This window comes from Corynebacterium sp. ED61, from assembly GCF_015233855.1.
Lineage (GTDB): Bacteria > Actinomycetota > Actinomycetes > Mycobacteriales > Mycobacteriaceae > Corynebacterium > Corynebacterium dentalis.
Genome location: NZ_JADGIT010000004.1, coordinates 67,976 through 84,899, shown reverse-complemented (window position 1 = coordinate 84,899; position 16,924 = coordinate 67,976). Strand labels below are relative to the sequence as shown.

Annotated in this window: 12 protein-coding genes; 9 read left to right on the top strand and 3 right to left on the bottom strand. The window is 61.8% G+C overall.

The genetic code is table 11. The features are described 5' to 3' along the window. Positions 1-236: 236 nt before the first annotated feature. Positions 237-1,490: a glycoside hydrolase family 3 N-terminal domain-containing protein gene (locus IM764_RS05805; protein ID WP_194187254.1), complete on the bottom strand. Its 1,254-nt coding sequence runs from the start codon at positions 1,488-1,490 to the stop codon at positions 237-239. A 38-nt stretch (positions 1,491-1,528) separates the two neighbouring features. Between IM764_RS05805 and IM764_RS05800 the strand changes: the two genes are divergently transcribed. Genes IM764_RS05800 through IM764_RS05790 form a run of 3 tightly spaced genes read left to right on the top strand, consistent with a single transcriptional unit; the run spans position 1,529 to position 5,919 of the window. Beyond that, entirely contained in the window at positions 1,529-2,104 is a 576-nt protein-coding gene (locus IM764_RS05800; protein ID WP_194187253.1) for a universal stress protein, read from the top strand. A 53-nt stretch (positions 2,105-2,157) separates the two neighbouring features. Continuing rightward, a complete protein-coding gene (locus IM764_RS05795; RefSeq protein ID WP_099298215.1) occupies positions 2,158-2,367 on the top strand; it encodes a DUF2613 domain-containing protein in 210 nt (69 codons plus the stop codon). 45 nt (positions 2,368-2,412) lie between these two features. Next, on the top strand, positions 2,413-5,919 hold the full coding sequence (locus IM764_RS05790) for a DUF3367 domain-containing protein (protein WP_194187364.1): 3,507 nt from the start codon (positions 2,413-2,415) through the stop codon (positions 5,917-5,919). On the opposite strand, the gene IM764_RS05785 is transcribed toward IM764_RS05790, so the two are convergent. Next, on the bottom strand, positions 5,850-7,025 hold the full coding sequence (locus tag IM764_RS05785) for an acyltransferase (RefSeq protein WP_099298217.1): 1,176 nt from the start codon (positions 7,023-7,025) through the stop codon (positions 5,850-5,852). The two genes, IM764_RS05790 and IM764_RS05785, sit on opposite strands and share 70 nt — an antisense overlap. Before the next feature lie 164 nt (positions 7,026-7,189). On the opposite strand from IM764_RS05785, the gene IM764_RS05780 reads away from it, so the two are divergent. Together IM764_RS05780 and IM764_RS05775 are read left to right on the top strand one after the other, a co-directional pair. Further along, complete coding sequence (locus IM764_RS05780; protein WP_099298218.1) at positions 7,190-8,413, top strand: DUF3068 domain-containing protein; 1,224 nt, start codon at positions 7,190-7,192, stop codon at positions 8,411-8,413. A 158-nt stretch (positions 8,414-8,571) separates the two neighbouring features. Beyond that, entirely contained in the window at positions 8,572-10,272 is a 1,701-nt protein-coding gene (locus IM764_RS05775) for a hypothetical protein (RefSeq protein WP_194187252.1), read from the top strand. Here IM764_RS05775 and IM764_RS05770 read toward each other — a convergent pair. Then, on the bottom strand, positions 10,187-11,365 hold the full coding sequence (locus tag IM764_RS05770; RefSeq protein WP_194187251.1) for a glycosyltransferase family 4 protein: 1,179 nt from the start codon (positions 11,363-11,365) through the stop codon (positions 10,187-10,189). The genes IM764_RS05775 and IM764_RS05770 overlap by 86 nt on opposite strands. 52 nt (positions 11,366-11,417) lie before the next feature. Between IM764_RS05770 and IM764_RS05765 the strand changes: the two genes are divergently transcribed. The 4 genes from IM764_RS05765 to IM764_RS05750 all read left to right on the top strand — a co-directional run bounded on the left by IM764_RS05765 (position 11,418) and on the right by IM764_RS05750 (position 16,896). Further along, positions 11,418-12,245, top strand: a complete 828-nt coding sequence (locus tag IM764_RS05765; RefSeq protein ID WP_194187250.1) for a class I SAM-dependent methyltransferase — start codon at positions 11,418-11,420, stop codon at positions 12,243-12,245. A gap of 245 nt (positions 12,246-12,490) precedes the next feature. Further along, a complete protein-coding gene (locus tag IM764_RS05760; RefSeq protein WP_194187249.1) occupies positions 12,491-13,720 on the top strand; it encodes an acetyl-CoA C-acetyltransferase in 1,230 nt (409 codons plus the stop codon). Between the two features lie 53 nt (positions 13,721-13,773). Then, positions 13,774-16,044 carry a 3-hydroxyacyl-CoA dehydrogenase NAD-binding domain-containing protein gene (locus IM764_RS05755; protein ID WP_194187248.1) on the top strand — a complete coding sequence of 757 codons (2,271 nt, stop codon included), beginning with the start codon at positions 13,774-13,776 and terminating at the stop codon, positions 16,042-16,044. A gap of 192 nt (positions 16,045-16,236) precedes the next feature. After that, on the top strand, positions 16,237-16,896 hold the full coding sequence (locus tag IM764_RS05750) for a triacylglycerol lipase (RefSeq protein WP_194187247.1): 660 nt from the start codon (positions 16,237-16,239) through the stop codon (positions 16,894-16,896). Positions 16,897-16,924 lie beyond the last annotated feature (28 nt).

Here is a 16,924-nt window from a genome sequence, read left to right as displayed (position 1 = left end):
GATGGCAACCAGGATCCACGCCCAGATTGGCACCCGGCGGCGTTTTGCGCGCCCGTGCTGTGGTCGCTTCCCGACTTTCACGAAAGCCTCCTGCTTCGCAATCAATTCACATTCAATACGTGTCTTTGCGGTCGATAAACCTGCATTTCTCGTGGATAGTTTAACGCTTGTCCACGTGTGCTGGGAATTTGCGTGGCAAAAAACTTGCGTGTGCCCGGCGAATTTTCACCTGTGAATTAACTCAGATGAGCGCGAATAGTTGCCTCGTGCACGTGCTCGGCGCTGATCTTTCCGTCGACGATCGCTTGCCGAACAGCCGCGACGGTATCGTCCACGCTGATCGCCCCCGCCGCGGTGAGCGCCTGATCTGCCCCGGCTTGCAGCGCCACTACCGCAGCCTCGGGTCCTGGATGCGAATCAGTCACGGCCTTCATGCCGGTGAGGTCATCAGTGAAAATTGGCCCATTAAATGCAGCAGCGGCACCTCCGCGCGCACTAGGGGAATATCCTCCCGCACGAAGCAGCTGGTAAACGGCTGGATTGAGAGACGCCGGAGTCTGAGCGCCTTCGGTCCCCTCGCCGTCGATCCCCGGGGTCTGCATGTGCCCCACCATCGCGGCCATGCCCGGCAGTCGCGACAGTTCTGCAAACGGCACCATGTCCGCCGCTTCCATTTCCTCGCGCGGCGGCGCGGTCACGGTCCCCATGTGAGAATCGCCGGTCGCGTGCCCGTGACCTGGGAAGTGCTTCATTACGGGCGTGATGCCTGCGTCCATCAGCCCCTGCGAGTAAGCCGTCGCATAGTCAGCCACCACGGTCGGGTCTGCACTAAATGCGCGGGAACCAATGGCGTTATCCTCAATGTTTTCCCCACCTGCCAGGTCCAGTACCGGCGCAAAGTCCATCGTAAAACCGAGGTCACGGAGCTTCTTGCCGTGTTCAAACATGATGCCGCGCACCTGTTCCGGCGTGTGTTCCTGGGCCATCTTTTGTGCCGACGCCAACTCGCCCGTCACATCACTGAGTCGCTGCACCAAGCCGCCTTCTTCATCCACGGAAATGACGAGCTCTCCCCCGGCCCGCTCTTGCAGGGATGCCAGGGAACGGGCTGGATCGCCGTGTCCGTTGAGCATGGAGAAGTCCGTGCCCGTGCCCAAGAAGAGGTGACGCACGCCCAGATCCACGGCGCGTTCGGCTTGGTCATAGTCGGTCACGCCCACCGCCAGCAGGGAACCGGCCAAGTCCTCTGCGGGTATGGCGCGGATGCAGTCCTCCGCAGTGGCGCGCGCTTGTTCCTTACTATCTGCCATCAATCCGCGGCATTCCGCGAGGGTGGGATTGTCCGAAAAGGGTTTATTTTCTTGGCTCTGCGAGGCTGATGATTCAGAGCTGGATACGGTGACACTGCTCTGCGTGGCCTGGGGCTGCTCGGCGGTGGAGGAACATCCGGCCAATGCCAAGACGGAAAGTACAACTAATTTTCGGCGCATACTACTAACCTAGACATTGTTAACAGACAAGGAGAATCATGACCGAGCACACAGAGTCCTCTCAGTATTCCGAGTCGAATGCCTCCGCAGCGCCAGCTTCTGCCGGTGCACAGGCAACAGGAGGCGAGGTGTGTTTGATCGCGTATGACGGTTCTCAGCAGTCTCGCTCCGCGATTGAATACGCCGCCAAGTTCCTCTCCATGGATCGCGCGTACATCCTCACGGTATGGGAACCGATCCATCGACAGGCAGCCCGAGCTGCGGGAATGAGCGGAATGATGCAGCACGATTGGTCACAGGATGGCAGCCATGAGTCCACCGAGGACGACCCTGCTTATGCGGAGGCGGTGAAGATCTGTAAGGAGGGCGTAGAATTAGCTCGCCAAAATGACTTTGATACTGAACCTTTCTTGGTAGAATCATCCACAGCTATCTGGAGCGCTATTGTCGATGCTGCTGAAGAATTGCAGGTTGACCTTATTGTTTCCGGAACTAGGGCACTTTCTGGCTGGAAATCAATACTTCAGTCAAGTGTCTCGGATAGCATCATCAAACATGCGGGCTGTCCAGTATTGATTGTTCCGCCCGGAGTTGGCGAGGATAGTCAGGAATAATTCAGCCCTCGCTTCACCCGCTTAACGCATCACTTAGGAATAGGAATTCGGACATGGCATTTGAGAACGAGCCACAACAACGCCGCTCAGTTGGCCCAGCGATCGCAGCTGCTGTCGTCGGCGTGATCCTCGGTGGCCTTGCCGCCTTCGGTGCGGGTGCCGCTGCCGATGACACCGAGCTCCCCTCTGCTGAAGAAATCGCAGTGAACAGGGATAACGCTTTCTTGGGCTCCGTCCAATACGGCGGCCGAATTGAAGGCTAGGCGAGTAAAGTTACTCGTTTCACCTCTCAGTCTTGGCTAGTTGCGCTGCTGGCGTGGCTAGCTCTCGCTTTTCTCCAAGCCCCCGGTCTCACCGTTGCTGATACCAAGCACGATCTCACAGCAGACCCGTGGGGCTTTTTAGGGCAAGCACTTTCCCCGTGGACGGATGTTTTCCCCCTCGGGCAGTTACAGAATCAGGCGTATGGGTATTTGTTCCCCCATGGCCTGCTTTTTGCGTTACTTTCTTGGGTTCCCGGGTGGATTGTTCAGCGCCTCTGGTGGGGCCTGTTGCTGTTCATCGCCTTCGCCGGAATCATCAAGCTTCTGGAGTGCGCGGGCATCGGTTCCCGCAGCTCGCGAATCATCGCCGCGATCCTCTACGCGCTATCCCCGCGCATCCTCGCCACGCTAGGAGCCATTAGCTCCGAGGCGTGGGTCATGGCCGTGGCCCCCTGGGTTTTAGTACCCGTGGTCTGCGCGATGCGTTCCACTAACCGGGGATACATCCGCCTCATGGCTCTGGCATCCGCCCTGGCCATCTTGGCCTTGGGAGCCGTCAATGCAGTGGCAACAGCCGTTGTGGTGATCCCCGCTGCTCTGTGGTGGCTCGCTTCCTTTGCCAATCCTGCCGAGCGGAAGACTGCCGCCTACTTCGGCGCGTGGTGGGTTCCCGCGGGCATCGCGGCGAGCTTCTGGTGGGTGGGACCTCTGCTGGTACTGGGCAGCTACTCCCCACCGTTTACGGATTTCATTGAATCCGCAGGACTGACCACCCGCTGGCTGAACCTGCTGGAGGTCCTGCGCGGAACCACCAGTTGGACACCCTTTTTGTCGCCTGAGCGTGAGGGCGGATTCGCTCAGTCCACCGAGTCCGTGTTTATCGTCGGCACCCTGGTGGTGGCGCTCATCGGCCTGTGGGGCTTGAAGCAACGCAGTCTCCCTTACGCCCGCCGCTGGCTGGTGATCTTCTTCCTCGGCGTGCTGGCGATGACGCTTGCCGTGGATCCTTTCTCGCCTCTCAGTAGCGCTTATCGCAACTTCCTGGACGGCGCCGGCGCCCCGCTGCGCAACCTCCATAAATTCGATCCACTAGTGCGCCTCGCCTTGGTGGCAGGCATCGCTCATAGCCTGCGTTCGCTGACCTGGCCAGGGCTGTCCAAGCAACGATGGGCGCAGTGGCGCAATCCAGAGGCAAATCCCACGGTGGTGCGCTGCATAGCCACCAGCTTGCTCATCGCCATCGTGACTGCCACCGCCTGGTCTGGGCGCATCCCGCCCGCCGATGGCTTCAAAGCCGTACCGGAGTACTGGCAGCAGACGGCCTCCTGGCTCAACGAGAACGCCACCGGAGTGGGCGATACCCAGCATCAGATCTCCCGCACCATGATCCTGCCCGAGGCTCGCTTTGCCCGCCAGACCTGGGGAAATACCCGCGATGAGCCGGCCCAGCCCCTGCTGGAAGTCCCCTGGGTAGTGCGCGATTCCGTGCCCCTGGTTCAGCCAGAGGCCATCCGCGCGTTGGACGGTGTACAGCGCGAGCTCGAATCAGGCGCAGAAATCCCCACGCTCGCGGCCACTTTGTGGAACCAAGGCGTGGGGCAGGTGGTCATCCGTACAGACCTCACCAACTCCGCGAACACTCCTGGCGCCACAGCTATCCTGCGCACGTTGCACAACTCCCCCGGCTTCGAGGAAGTCGCAACGTTTGGAGAGGGCGAAGGCGGCGATGGCTCCATGCCCGCCATCCAAATCTTCCGCATCACCCCACCACAGATGGACAGTAACGCCGAGGCAACCTCAGCGACCGCGGGGGACCTGCGAGTCATAGACCGTGACAACGCTGAGGTAGTCGCCGCTGGACCAGAGACCATGCCGCGCCTCGCGGAGGCCGATAGTGCCTTGGGAAGGACGGAAGCACCGAGAACGCGGGTTTTGGCGTCGGACAACACGGAGACCAACGACATTCAAACCGTCACGGACACGCCGGCGCTGCGGGACCACAACTACGGCAACGTCGTGGACGCGGACTCGGAGATCCTGGCCACGGACGATAAATCCAGCCTGCTCAATCCCGTGCGCGACTACCCGGTGGGCGATCTCTACCCCTCCGCCAGCAACGATGGCATCACCCATGTTGAGACCACCGGCGCCATCACGGCGAGCAGCTCAGCGGCTGATCCCACCAACTTCTCCGGCGCGGATACCGCCAGCGGATTGAATGCGGCGGTGGATTCGGACACCTCCACGGCGTGGCGTCCGGCCAACGGCGTGTCCTCGGGACAGTGGATGGAGGTACAGCTTCCCGCGTGGAAGAACCGCCTGCAGGTGGAATTCCAGACCCAAGGTGCCCCGGCGCGCATCCAGGTCACCTCGCTGTATCGCGAGGGTGAGTCCGATCCCCATTCGGAGGCGGATACCGAGGATGCCGTGCGCACCTCCACCACAGTCACCACCACGCCGGATGAGCCGACCGCGGTGAAGATTCCCGTGGGCCAGGCCAATGCGGTGCGCCTGACGATCCTCAGCGCGTTCGGTGACCTAGGAATTTCTGAGGTGACGTTGCGCGACGGGCGTTCCGGCGAGGACATCACACCGCAGCGTCGCATCACCGTCCCGCAGCCGGCCGATGCCAACCCCACGGCCGTCAACCGTTGGGTGTTCGGGCAGGAGATTCCCGAAGGCACGATGCATCGCACCTTCACCGTCCCCGAGCGCGATGCGGGGCTCGGGGTGGGTCAAGACGGCGAGACGCACGTGGTGATTGGCACTCCGAACTGCACGGATGATTCTCGCCCCGTGCCCGCGAAGGTGATCGTCGACGGCGATGAGCACTCGTGTGGGGATACCGTGAGCCTGACCGCTGGCGAGCACTCCGTGAGCACCACGGCCCGGTGGGTTTCTCTCACCGCCGCCGAGCCGCTGCTGGCCGAGGCCGTGCGCAATGCTCCTACGGCCACGCCACTGCCCGTCAGCGGAGGTTCGGGTGCGGGCCCCTCGGGCGGCGACGCGCAAGTCAATGGCGATGAGTACGAGATCGCCGCTGCCCCGCAGGAGCGAATCATCTTCGCCCCGAGCGATGCCAACCCCGGCCGCATCGGCACTCTGGAATCCGCTGATGGCTCCACCGAGCTGCAGCCGATCACCGTTAACGGGTGGCAGCAGGGGTGGATCGTCCCGGCGGGCGCGTCCGGCACATTCTCCATGTCCTTCGCCGCCACCGGCCTCTACCAGGGTTGGTTGGCCGCGGGGCTAGCCCTAGCCGTGCTGTTGGTGGGCGTTGCGGTCTTTTCTTTCCGACGCCACCGCGGGTTGATTCCGCTCATGCGCACCGAACGTGATGCGTTCTACGCAGCGCAACGCGATGAATCCTCCGGCCCGGGCTCTTTCGGCACGATAGTGCGGTGGACACTGCTGGGGAGCTTCGGTCTGGGCACAGTGATCGCCGCGCGCCACCCGTGGGGCACAAGCAGCTACGCCGGTGACTACTGGCTGGTCACAGTAGCTTTTGCGGTGTCCTTGCTGGCGGTCGTTGTGTCCCACTTTCGCCGCTGATCGCGCCACCACGCGTTGATCCACTGGCGCGCGGGCTCCTCCACCACTGCATAGCTCAGCGCGGCCACGGGCACGGTGAGCACAAAAGTGGCCACGAGTACCAGCGCGGTATAGCCCTGGAACAGACCGATGCCCAGCAGTGGAAAGACCAGCGAGAGCATGGACATGTGCCACAAGAAGATGCTGTAGCTCCAACGGCCCAGCGCTTGCATCCAGGAGCTCTCCAGCCAGCGCGATCGCCCTGACAGGGCATACGGCATGATCAGCGCGGCTGCGAAGAGCGTGCCGTACAGCGTTCGGCGTGCAAACTCTGCGGGTTCCGCGTGCGTGAGCCCCTCCGGACCGTCACTAGCCGCCACCGCCAACATTGCTACGGCAAAGGCCCAAAACAGTGGGCGGCACCGGGCGATGAGCGTCTGCGCCCGCGGGGTGATCCGCCCCTCCAGCTCTGCGGACAAGAAGCCCACGGCAAACCACGCAGCAAAGGCCGGCGGCATGATGTGCGGATTCAGAGCTCCCGGGCCAGGTGCCGAAGCGAAAGCCGGGATGAACGCCCACCCATAGGAAATCAGTGCCAGGCCGATGATGCACAGCACGCGGATCCCCCAGGAGCGTCGGCCGAACAGCACCGCGATCAGCGGCAACACCAGATAAAACGCCATTTCCACGGAGAGCGACCACAGGTGAGTCAAGCCGCCCAGCAGACCGCCCTCCACATAGATCTGCACCAAAAAGACATTGGACAGCATCTGCCACCACTCTGGATTTCCCGCCACCGGGAATAGCAGCAAGACCACGCCCACCGTCACCAGATACGCGGGCATGATGCGGCCCACGCGCTTGACGTAGTAACCGAGCACGGTCCGGCGATTGCTGGCGTCGAAGAGATTCCACGAAAAATCAGCACGGTGCCGCCGCCACAACAAAAACCCAGACAGGGCAAAAAACACGGGGACAAAGAAATCCGTGCGCGCCAACATGCGGTTGATCAGGGAACCGGTGTCCGCTCCGGTTTGGAAAGCCACGTGCGTGACAATGATGCCGCAGCAGGCGATGGCGCGAAGACCCTCGAGGGCGGGCAAGAAAGGGGTGGGTTTGGTGTCCATAGTGATCGGGGCAATCCTAACCGAGGTCACACCAGTAACACGCCGATGGAGAAAAAAATTTCTATTATTCCAACTAATTTCATTTCTTTGGCTAAAGTAAGGACAATCGTGAGCTGCCAATCCGCAGCACGAGACCCGAACGTTTAGCAAGGTCAGGAAATTGTATGAAGAAAATTCTCTCCTATGTGTTGATCGTACTGGGTGCTGCAGCGCTAGTACTGGCCATCGCATTGCCCACCTACGTAGTTCCAAAGGGTAGGGTTCTCCCGCTGAACCTGGTGTCCACCACCGGTACCAATGAGGTGGAATCCAACCTGCTGGACTCGGCAGCGCTCGGCCAGAACAAGCCACTGCCTGAGCACGCCAACAAGCCAGAATGCCGCGGCAAGACCCCTCAGTTCAGCTGCTTCATCGGCACGAGCACTCCACTGAAGTCCCAGCGCTTCACCGTGGGTCAGGAGCCTTCCAACAAGGAGGAGGTGACTCTCGAGGTCGGTACTACACTGTTCCGCACGGACCGCGACGAGCCTCGCAACCTGCTGAACGCAACTATCGAGCGCATCACCCTGGATCGCGAAACTCAGATGCCGGTGGACGAACCCGTCTCCACCATCGATATCCAGCCATCCAACGCTGCTCCGGAGCAGGCGGCTGAGCCAAGCGAGGACTTCACCAGCGCCAACGAGCCATTCGTACGCTCCGGCATCCAGTACCAGTTCCCCATGGGCACGGACCGCAAGTCCTACCCATACTTCGACTACCAGGTGCTGCAGGCCAAGGACATCGACTTCGTGGAAGAAGTTGAGCAGGACGGCGAAAAGGTCTACCACTTCCAGCAGACCGTGGAGCCAACCGAGCTGTACCCTAACGTTCGTCAGATGCTGGAAGCAGACGGCGAGCTCTCCGAAGTTGACAAGAACTCTCTGTCCTCCCTCCGCTTGAAGTTCCCTGCTGAGCAGTGGGGTCTGGAGCGCGACGAGATCCACGAAGGTGCTGCCTCCAAGAAGGAAAGCGAGGACGATGAAGATGCTCTGCCAGACGTGGAGATGTCTCGCTTCTACACCGTGAACCGCGACATCTGGGTCCAGCCGGACACCGGCGTGATCGTCAAGGGTAGCGAGGAAATCTGGCAGTTCTACGCGCAGGATCAGGAAGAAGCAGACGAGATCGCTCAACCAGAAAACCGCGAAGAAGAGATCGCTAACCCTGAACGCACCGCTACCTACTTCCCTGGCAAGTGGGATCAGGCATCCATGGATGCACAGATGGCCAAGGCTAAGGACGGCCTGGATCGCATGCAGACCATGGGCACCGTAGTGCCTTGGATCCTGGCGATCGTCGGCATCATCTTCCTGGTGCTCGGCTTCATCCTGCACCGTCGTTCCTAGTAGTTACTGAGCTTCACCGCTTTACTCCGCGAGACCCCGCTCCCACGCACTCTCGAGCTCAAGACCGCCGTGGTCCTGACCTCCATGACAGCTTTCGCTCGTCAGCCAACGTGGTAGCGGGGTCTCGTATTTGTCTGCCCTGCCATTAGGATGAATCCGTGCCTTTGACCTCGCTGCGTTCAGCCCGCGCCACCAAAGCGGTTCTTCCCCTCTGGGTGCTGTTGGTCTCCGCGGCGACACTGTGGCCGTTCTGGCTGGCCTTCGCCACCCCTAGCTCCGGCTACGCATTCATGGTGCGGGACATGATGATCCCGGCGCGCATGCCCCTGAATGACCTCAACGAGGGCCTCTCCTCCAGCGCTCCCCGCGCCATCCCGCAGGACACCCTCCTGTCCGTATTCCTGCCGCCGCTGTCCACGGTGTGGATTGTGGCCGCCATGGTGTTGTTCTGCGCCATGGCGGGCATGGTCTACACCGCATGGTGGGTCCGCCGCACGGTGGGCGCGAGCCTGCCGGTGCAGATGGTCGCCTCCCTATTGCTAGTGTGGAATCCCTTCACGATCGAGCGCATGCTCCAAGGCCAGTGGAGCATCGTGGTGGCCATGTGGCTACTGCCCGCCATTGCCTACACCAGCACGTTTAAGCAGCGCGGCCCCATGCTGTTCTTCTTAGGCATCGCGGCGTTTACCCCCACCGGATGGATGTTGGGCGGGGTCATCGCGCTGGCGTGCGCCCGCAGCTGGTTGGTCGCGGGCGCGCAGTTGTTCCTCGCTGCGCCCTGGTTGTTAGTCACTGTGTTTAATGGGTCCGACGTCAGTGCCGATTCCTCCTCCGCTGCAGCCTTTGCCGCGCGTGCGGAATCCGGAGTGGGCACGTTGGGTGCGCTGATGGGGTTGGGGGGGATATGGAACTCGGAGGCGGTCCCGGATTCCCGGACTGGCTGGTCCGCGGCCATTGGGGTGTTGCTGTGTGCGCTTATGGTGATGGGCGCATGGGGCGCGCGGGAGATTATTCGGAGGCATAGTGGAGTGCTGGTGGTGGCGGCGTTGGCGATTGTTGTGCCGTTTCTCCTGTCCACGTCCGCCGGGGTCTCAGTGATGGGACTGCTGATGGACAGCGTGCCGGGAGCTGGACTGTTGCGGGATTCCCAGAAGTTCGTGGCATTGGCCGTCCCGGGGATGACGCTACTGCTGGCACGCGCGGTGCAAGTGATCGCCGGGTGGCTGAATTCAGGGCGCTGGCTGGTTTCCTCCGCCACGGGCATACTCATTGTGCTCACCGTGCCTGCCTTGCCTGCGGAGATGTCCCCGCTGAAAGCTCAGCGCCTGGCCCCGGAGTGGACACAGATCGTCAACGCAGTATCCCAACCCACGCACTCCTCCACCCTTTTACTGCCGCCGGGCAACTACCGCGTGCAGGATGGACGACCCGTCGTGGACCCCGCCCTCAAGCTGCTCCCAGGCAACCCCATCGATCCAGGTTTCCTTATCGTCGACGACAAACTCGTGGACGGCGACCCTACAGCCATCGCCCTGCTGCAGGACACGATGAACGGCGAGGATCACCTCGCGGAAAACAGCGTGGGTTGGGTCCTCGTGGACCGCGATTCCATCGCAAACGGCACGGACACCAGCGCAATGGATCAGCTGTTGGCTCAGCACCAGGTGGTGGTGAAGTCAGACCGCTACGAGCTCTACCACATCGCGGATGCCACGCCCCACGCCCACGAAAACTCTTCCCTGCCGATCTTCCTCGGCGTGGGACTTTACTGGTTTATTTTTGGCCTCGGCCTGTGCTTGAGCGTGTGGCAGATTGTGCTGTGGCGTCGAAAAGAATTCGCTCCCACGCCTGACCAGTAGCCTCCCAGCTAAACTGCGCGGCTCGTTCCTGCGCTGCTCGGCCCATCTCCACGCGCTGTTCCGGATGATCCATCATCCACTCCACCGCGTTGATGAAACCGCCCTCGCTGCCGGCCAGCAATCCAGTGGTTCCATCCACTACGGAATCCCGCAGGCCAGCTGACGAGCGATATCCCACTGTCGGCACCGCATGCTGCGCGGCCTCCACCACAGCCAGGCCCCAGCCTTCCTTGCGGGAGGGCATCACGTGCAGGTCAGCGTGCTCCAAGATCCGGTGCTTCATCTCCTCGGACACGTGTCCATGGAAGCGAACCAAGCCCTCCATGCCCAGCTCGCGGGCGTATTCGCGCAGATTCTTTGCCCACCAGCCATCGCCGATAATGTCCAAGCGGATGTTCGGGTGACGGTTGCGCAAACCCGCCACAGCGTTCATGGCGTGCTCCAGCTGCTTGTGTGGCACCAGGCGGGACAGGGTCACGAGGTGGACGGTGTCCTTGTTGGCGTCGGGCAAAAAAGGAACATGGGGAACGGGATCCACTCCGTTGCGCACAATATCCAACTGGCCAGCAGGAACGCCCAGTTCAACGAGTTCGTCGGCGGACGGCGCGCTCACCGTGACCCAGCGGGACGCGCGGTGTACCCACGGGGAGATTCGCGACTCGATGAACCAGCCCAAGCGGGACAGGAATGGCCCAGCCACAGACCACTGCTCGCGGTGGCAATGATGGGTCAGCACCACCGTGGGCGCGGCCGCGAAGATCGAGGCGAAAAACGGCACCCCGTTCTGCGTGTCCACCACCACATCTGCATCGCGGAAATCCTTCAGCGGGCCGATGCCGAAACGCGCGCCGAGCAGTGCCAGCCAGGCGCGAGGGTACACCGTCAGGTTGCCGCCACCGCGGGAAAACAGCACGGTGGGGCCATTGGGCTGGCCCTTCATCTCCCACCGCTGCGCCCCCGGGTACATCGCGGTACGAAAGACCACTTCATGGCCCTGATCAGCCAGGTACTGCGCCACGCGCTCGAGGTACGTCTCGCTGCCTCCACCCTCGGGATGATCGGTGTCTCGCCAGCAAAGAAGTACTACTTTCATGATGTGTAGTACCTTACCGCTAAACCGACGTTGCGCTGGAGGATTGCCCACAATGAGAAAAAACTTGCCGGAATGGTTGACCCCCACGGCACTGCGCACCTGGAGAAAGCGCGCCACCCTCACGCGCGCGCTGGGCTTGCTGGGCGCCTTCCGCTTCGAGCAGACAGCCCCGGGCAAGTTCTACGGACTGCTGGCGCGCGACACAGTCGAGCTGATCTCCGCACTGTGGCAAGGTGCCGATCCCGCTGGTCATGCCACCCTGCGGGGAACCAGGATCCTCGACGTGGGCGGTGGACCGGGGTACTTCGGGGTGGCATTTTCCGACGCCGGGGCGGAATACATCACCTGCGAACCCGACGTGGGAGAAATGTCTGCCGCGGGTATCCAACTGCAATCCTCCGTCCGGGGGTCCGGCCTGGATCTGCCTTTTCGATCCAACTCCTTCGACGTCACCTATAGCTCCAATGTGTCCGAGCATGTGCCGGACCCGTGGCGCATGGCGGACGAGATGCTGCGGGTGACCAAGCCCGGCGGCGTAATGATTTACAGCTACACCGTGTGGCTGGGCCCATTCGGCGGCCACGAGACTGGGTTGTGGCAGCACTACGTGGGCGGTGAATTTGCGGCTCGGCGCTATAAGAAGAAGCACGGAAAGGAGCCGAAGAACCGGTGGGGCGAGAGCCTGTTCGACGTGGGCTGCGGCGAGGGGCTGCGCTACGCGGAGGACGTCACGGCCGGGAAGCGGGCTGCGGCCGACGATGTGGAACTACTGGCCGCGTTCCCGCGCTATCACCCGTGGTGGGCGTGGTGGATGGTTCACGTTCCGGGGTTGCGGGAGTTTGCTGTTTCTAACTTGGTTCTAGTGTTCCGCAAGAACTAGTGCGCGTTACCGTGGGCACCCGACGCCCGAAGGTGACACGTGGGGGTACGTAATCTGATTAAGATACAACTATTTTCAGCATTGTTCGGTACAGTGATCCATGACACAAGGATGCCCGTGCAAGGGTGTGAGACACGCTGAGATGCCCGAAGTGGCGTCAATAAGAAACGTCAATACACAAAGACGGACCTCAACCACCCAAACACAGGCTCCCAACCTCCGACGATTGGAACCTAAGGAACGTCATGACCAGTAACACTGGCGCCCCAGAGGCCTTCATCTACGACGCAGTGCGCACCCCACGTGGCAAGGGCAAGCCAGGCGGCTCCCTCCACACGGTAAAGCCAGTCGACCTGCTCAGTGGACTGATCGAAGCGCTCATCGAGCGCAACCCAGGCATTGATCCCACCCGCATCAGCGATATCATCGCTGGCTGTGTAACCCCCGTCGGCGACCAGGGCATGGATATCGCCCGCACCGCCGCCCTCAACGCTGGCCTTCCGTACTCGGCCACCGGCCTGCAGATCAACCGCTACTGTGCATCCGGTCTGACCGCCGTGAACCTAGCGGCGCAGAAAATCCGCTCCGGTTGGGATGACATGGTCTTCGCCGGCGGCGTGGAGTCCATGTCCCGCGTGCCAATGGGATCTGACGGTGGCGCACTGGCACTCGACCCAGCTTCCAACTTCTACAACGATTTCATCCCGCAGGGCATCTCCGCAGACATCATCGCCACGCTGGATGGCAAGACCCGCGATGACCTGGACGCCTACGCCGCACGTTCCCACGAGCGCGCCGCTCAGGCATGGCAGGAAGGTCGCTTCGACCGCACCGTGGTTCCCGTAAAGGACATCAACGGTGTGACCCTGCTGGACCGCGACGAGACCGTCCGCCCTGGCACCACAGTCGAATCCCTGTCCGGCCTACGCCCCGCCTTCGCCGCCATCGGCGAGCAGGGTGGCTTCGACGCAGTCGGCCAGACCAAGTACCCACAGATCGAGCAGATCAACCACCTGCACCACGCTGGTAACTCCTCCGGCATCGTCGACGGCGCAGCCCTGCTGGCCATCGGCTCCGAAAAGGCTGGCCAGGACTTCGGCCTCGAGCCTCGCGCTCGCGTGGTCTCCGTTGCCACCTACGGCGTGGAACCCACCATTATGCTCACCGCTCCAGCCCCAGCCTCTCGCGCCGCACTGGCCAAGGCCGGACTGAAGCCAGAAGACATCGATGTCTGGGAGATCAACGAGGCATTCTCCTCCGTGGTTCTGCGCGCACAGCGCGAGCTGAACATCCCCGACGAGAAGCTGAACATCTCCGGCGGCGCCATCGCCATGGGCCACCCACTGGGCGCTACCGGCGCGATCATCACCGGCACCGCCGTGGATGAGCTGCACCGCACCGGCGGCCGCTACGCCCTGATCACCCTCTGCGTCGCAGCCGGCATGGGCGTGGCTACCATCATCGAGCGCGTCTAAGCGCACACTCCCCTTTTCTTTCGAGACAAGCACGAAACATCACAGGAGAAACAATGAGCGAGAACATGTTCAAGTGGGAGATTGACGGAGACGGCATCCTCACCCTGACCATGGATGACCCCAACCAGCCGGTCAACACGATGAACCAGACGTTCTTCCAGGACTTCCCGGAAATCGTGGACAAGGCCAAGGCTGGAGTGGAGTCCGGAGAGATCAAGGGCATCATCCTGACCTCTGCCAAGTCCACCTTCTTTGCTGGCGGCGACATCAAGAACATGATCAAGTCCACCCCAGCGGACGCCGAAGAGCTCACCAAGCAGCTCAATGAAAGCAAGGCCACCATGCGCGCGCTGGAGACCATCGGCGTGCCTGTCGTGGCAGCGATCAACGGCGCTGCCCTGGGCGGCGGCCTGGAGATCGCCCTGGCGACCCACCACCGCATCGCCTCCGATGCCAGGGGCATCAAGATCGGCCTGCCAGAGGTCACCCTCGGCCTGCTACCAGGTGGCGGCGGCGTGACCCGCGTGGTTCGCATGCTCGGCCTGCAGGAAGCCCTGATGAAGGTCCTTACCACCGGCCGCCAGTTCGGTGCTGCCGATGCGCAGAAGACCGGTCTTATCGACGACGTGGTCTCCGCAGACGGGCTGCTGGATGCAGCCAAGAAGTGGATCCAGGAAAACCCAGAAGCTGCACAGCCATGGGACGTCAAGGGATACAAGATCCCCGGCGGTACCCCTACCACTCCAGCGCTGGCAGCCATTCTGCCCAGCTTCCCAGCCACCATCACCAAGCAGATCAAGGGCGCTCCCATGCCAGCGCCAAAGGCCATCCTCAAGGCTGCTGTGGAAGGTGCCCAGCTGAAGAACATCGAGGAAGCCACCGCGGTGGAGACTCGTTACTTCGTGGACCTGGTCACCGGCTCCACCTCCAAGAACATGATGCAGGCATTCTTCTTTGACCTGCAGTACTGCAACGGTGGAGGCTCCCGTCCGAAGGACGTGGAAAAGAAGCAGTTCAAGAAGCTGGGCATGGTGGGCGCCGGCATGATGGGCGCTGCCATTGCTTATGTGGCGGCAAAGTCCGGCATGGAGGTTGTCCTCAAGGACATCAAGCAGGAAGCTGCTGACAAGGGCAAGGATTACTCCGTCAAGCTGGAGGAAAAGGCCTTGTCCCGTGGCAAGACCACCGAAGAGAAGTCCAAGGCTCTGCTGGATCGCATCAAGCCTTCCACCGACTACTCTGACCTGTCCGATTGCGACATCGTCATCGAGGCTGTCTTCGAGAACACCGAGCTCAAGCACAAGGTCTGGGCGGAGATCGAGGCTGCTGTTCCTAGCGATTGCGTGCTGGGCTCCAACACCTCCACCCTGCCGATCACCGAGCTGGCCGAGGGCGTTTCCCGCCCGAAGGAGTTCATCGGTATCCACTTCTTCTCCCCTGTGGACAAGATGCCTCTGGTGGAGATCATCCGCGGCGAGCAGACCAACGATGAGACCCTGGCAGCTGCTTTGGACTTCACTAAGCAGATCCGCAAGACCCCGATTGTGGTCAACGATTCCCGCGGTTTCTACACCTCCCGCGTGATTGGCTTCTTCCTCAACGAGGCTATGCGCATGCTGGCCGAGGGTGTGGATCCTGCCGTGATCGAGGCTGCTGGCCGCCAGGCTGGCTACCCTGCTCCTCCACTGCAGCTGCAGGACGAGCTGAACCTGAAGCTGGCCCGCAAGATCGGTGCGGAGACCAAGGCTGCTCAGGAAGCTGCTGGCGAGACCGTCGACGATGGTGGAGTGACCGCGATCGTGGACAAGATGCTGGACGAGTACGACCGCCCAGGCAAGCTCGAGGGCAAGGGCTTCTACGAGTACAACGAGGACGGCCGCCGTGCGGGTCTGTGGCGCGGCCTGTGGGACAAGTTGGGTGCGGGTTCCGTTTCCGTTCCCGACGCCGAGACTGCCGTATCCGGCACCGGCCTAGAGACCGCACACGGCGACGGCCCAGCGCTGATCGACCTGATCGAGCGCATGCTGTTCTCCGAGGCTCTGGAAACCCAGAAGGTTGTCGACGAAGGCGTTCTGATGTCCGATGCGGATGCCAACATCGGCTCCATCATGGGCATTGGTTTCCCAGCGTGGACCGGCGGTACCCGCCAGTACATCAAGAACTACGACCGCCCTGCCGAGGCTGCGCTGCCTGAGGGCAAGGTTGCAGTGGCCGATGGTGGCGATTACCCAACCACCGGCATCGAGGGCTTCGTGGCTCGCGCCGAGGAGCTGGCAGCCAAGTACGGCGAGCGCTTCAACCCTCCTGCTTCCCTGAAGAACTAGGTCCCGCACACTCTCTTCTCCTCTTAACCAGAGGATACGGGGGTGGCAGGCCACTCTCAGGAACCAGAATTCCCCACCAGCACGTCTGAATATTTTCAGATTGTTGCCGGTGGGGTTTTCTCAGCTTTCAGGGGTGAATTCTCAGTAACGCTCGGAGAGAAATGCGCCCTGAACAGTACTTATGACCCATCTATGATCACACCACGCAAGCCTCACAAGGGCATGTCCCGCATGGCATCCGCCATGATCTTGGCAACCTCACTCGGCCTCAGCACCTTCGGAACCGCTGCCGCGCAGACGGACACTCCGGCCGACAACCCAACCCAGGCAGATTCTTCAGCTTCGTCCGGATCCCTGTCCGGCTCCGCAGCAGACGGCTCGGCCGAAGGATCCATCGGATCGCTGGATGGCACGAGGGCGGCGTCGAAGGTCATGAACGATCCCACCTGCCACCCCGCACCAGAACACCCACGTCCCGTGGTGTTCCTCCACGGCACCATCGAAAACATCGGAGCTTTAGTGGCTCTAGCTAAGCAGCTCAAGGCGGAAGGCTATTGCACCTGGGGCGAGACCTGCGGCAAGGGCGGAGGCAGTGCCCAGGGCATGGTGCCGTTCCTTGGTGAAGTGACGGACATCAACGCTAGCGCCGAGGGCGAATCGGAGTTCAGCCAGCAGGTGCTGGACACCACCGGCGCTGACCAAGTGGGAGCTGGAGCGCCCATCTGGCGAGACCACCCCATCCCCCGGCACTGTCTGCCACTAACCGCACAACTTCCGCACAGATCCCCCGCTCGGACCCTCTGGTTACTTTTCGAAAAGCATGTTGCCCTAATATGGGGGCTACTGCCGTGAACGCGAATTAAGTAGACAGAGGGTTTTA

Coding starts and splice junctions, on each gene's coding strand:
- IM764_RS05750 (WP_194187247.1), top strand. CDS start 16,237: ATGATCACACCACGCAAGCCTCACAAGGGCATGTCCCGCATGGCATCC.
- IM764_RS05795 (WP_099298215.1), top strand. CDS start 2,158: ATGGCATTTGAGAACGAGCCACAACAACGCCGCTCAGTTGGCCCAGCG.
- IM764_RS05765 (WP_194187250.1), top strand. CDS start 11,418: ATGAGAAAAAACTTGCCGGAATGGTTGACCCCCACGGCACTGCGCACC.
- IM764_RS05760 (WP_194187249.1), top strand. CDS start 12,491: ATGACCAGTAACACTGGCGCCCCAGAGGCCTTCATCTACGACGCAGTG.
- IM764_RS05755 (WP_194187248.1), top strand. CDS start 13,774: ATGAGCGAGAACATGTTCAAGTGGGAGATTGACGGAGACGGCATCCTC.
- IM764_RS05800 (WP_194187253.1), top strand. CDS start 1,529: ATGACCGAGCACACAGAGTCCTCTCAGTATTCCGAGTCGAATGCCTCC.
- IM764_RS05805 (WP_194187254.1), bottom strand. CDS start 1,490: ATGCGCCGAAAATTAGTTGTACTTTCCGTCTTGGCATTGGCCGGATGT.
- IM764_RS05770 (WP_194187251.1), bottom strand. CDS start 11,365: ATGAAAGTAGTACTTCTTTGCTGGCGAGACACCGATCATCCCGAGGGT.
- IM764_RS05780 (WP_099298218.1), top strand. CDS start 7,190: ATGAAGAAAATTCTCTCCTATGTGTTGATCGTACTGGGTGCTGCAGCG.
- IM764_RS05785 (WP_099298217.1), bottom strand. CDS start 7,025: ATGGACACCAAACCCACCCCTTTCTTGCCCGCCCTCGAGGGTCTTCGC.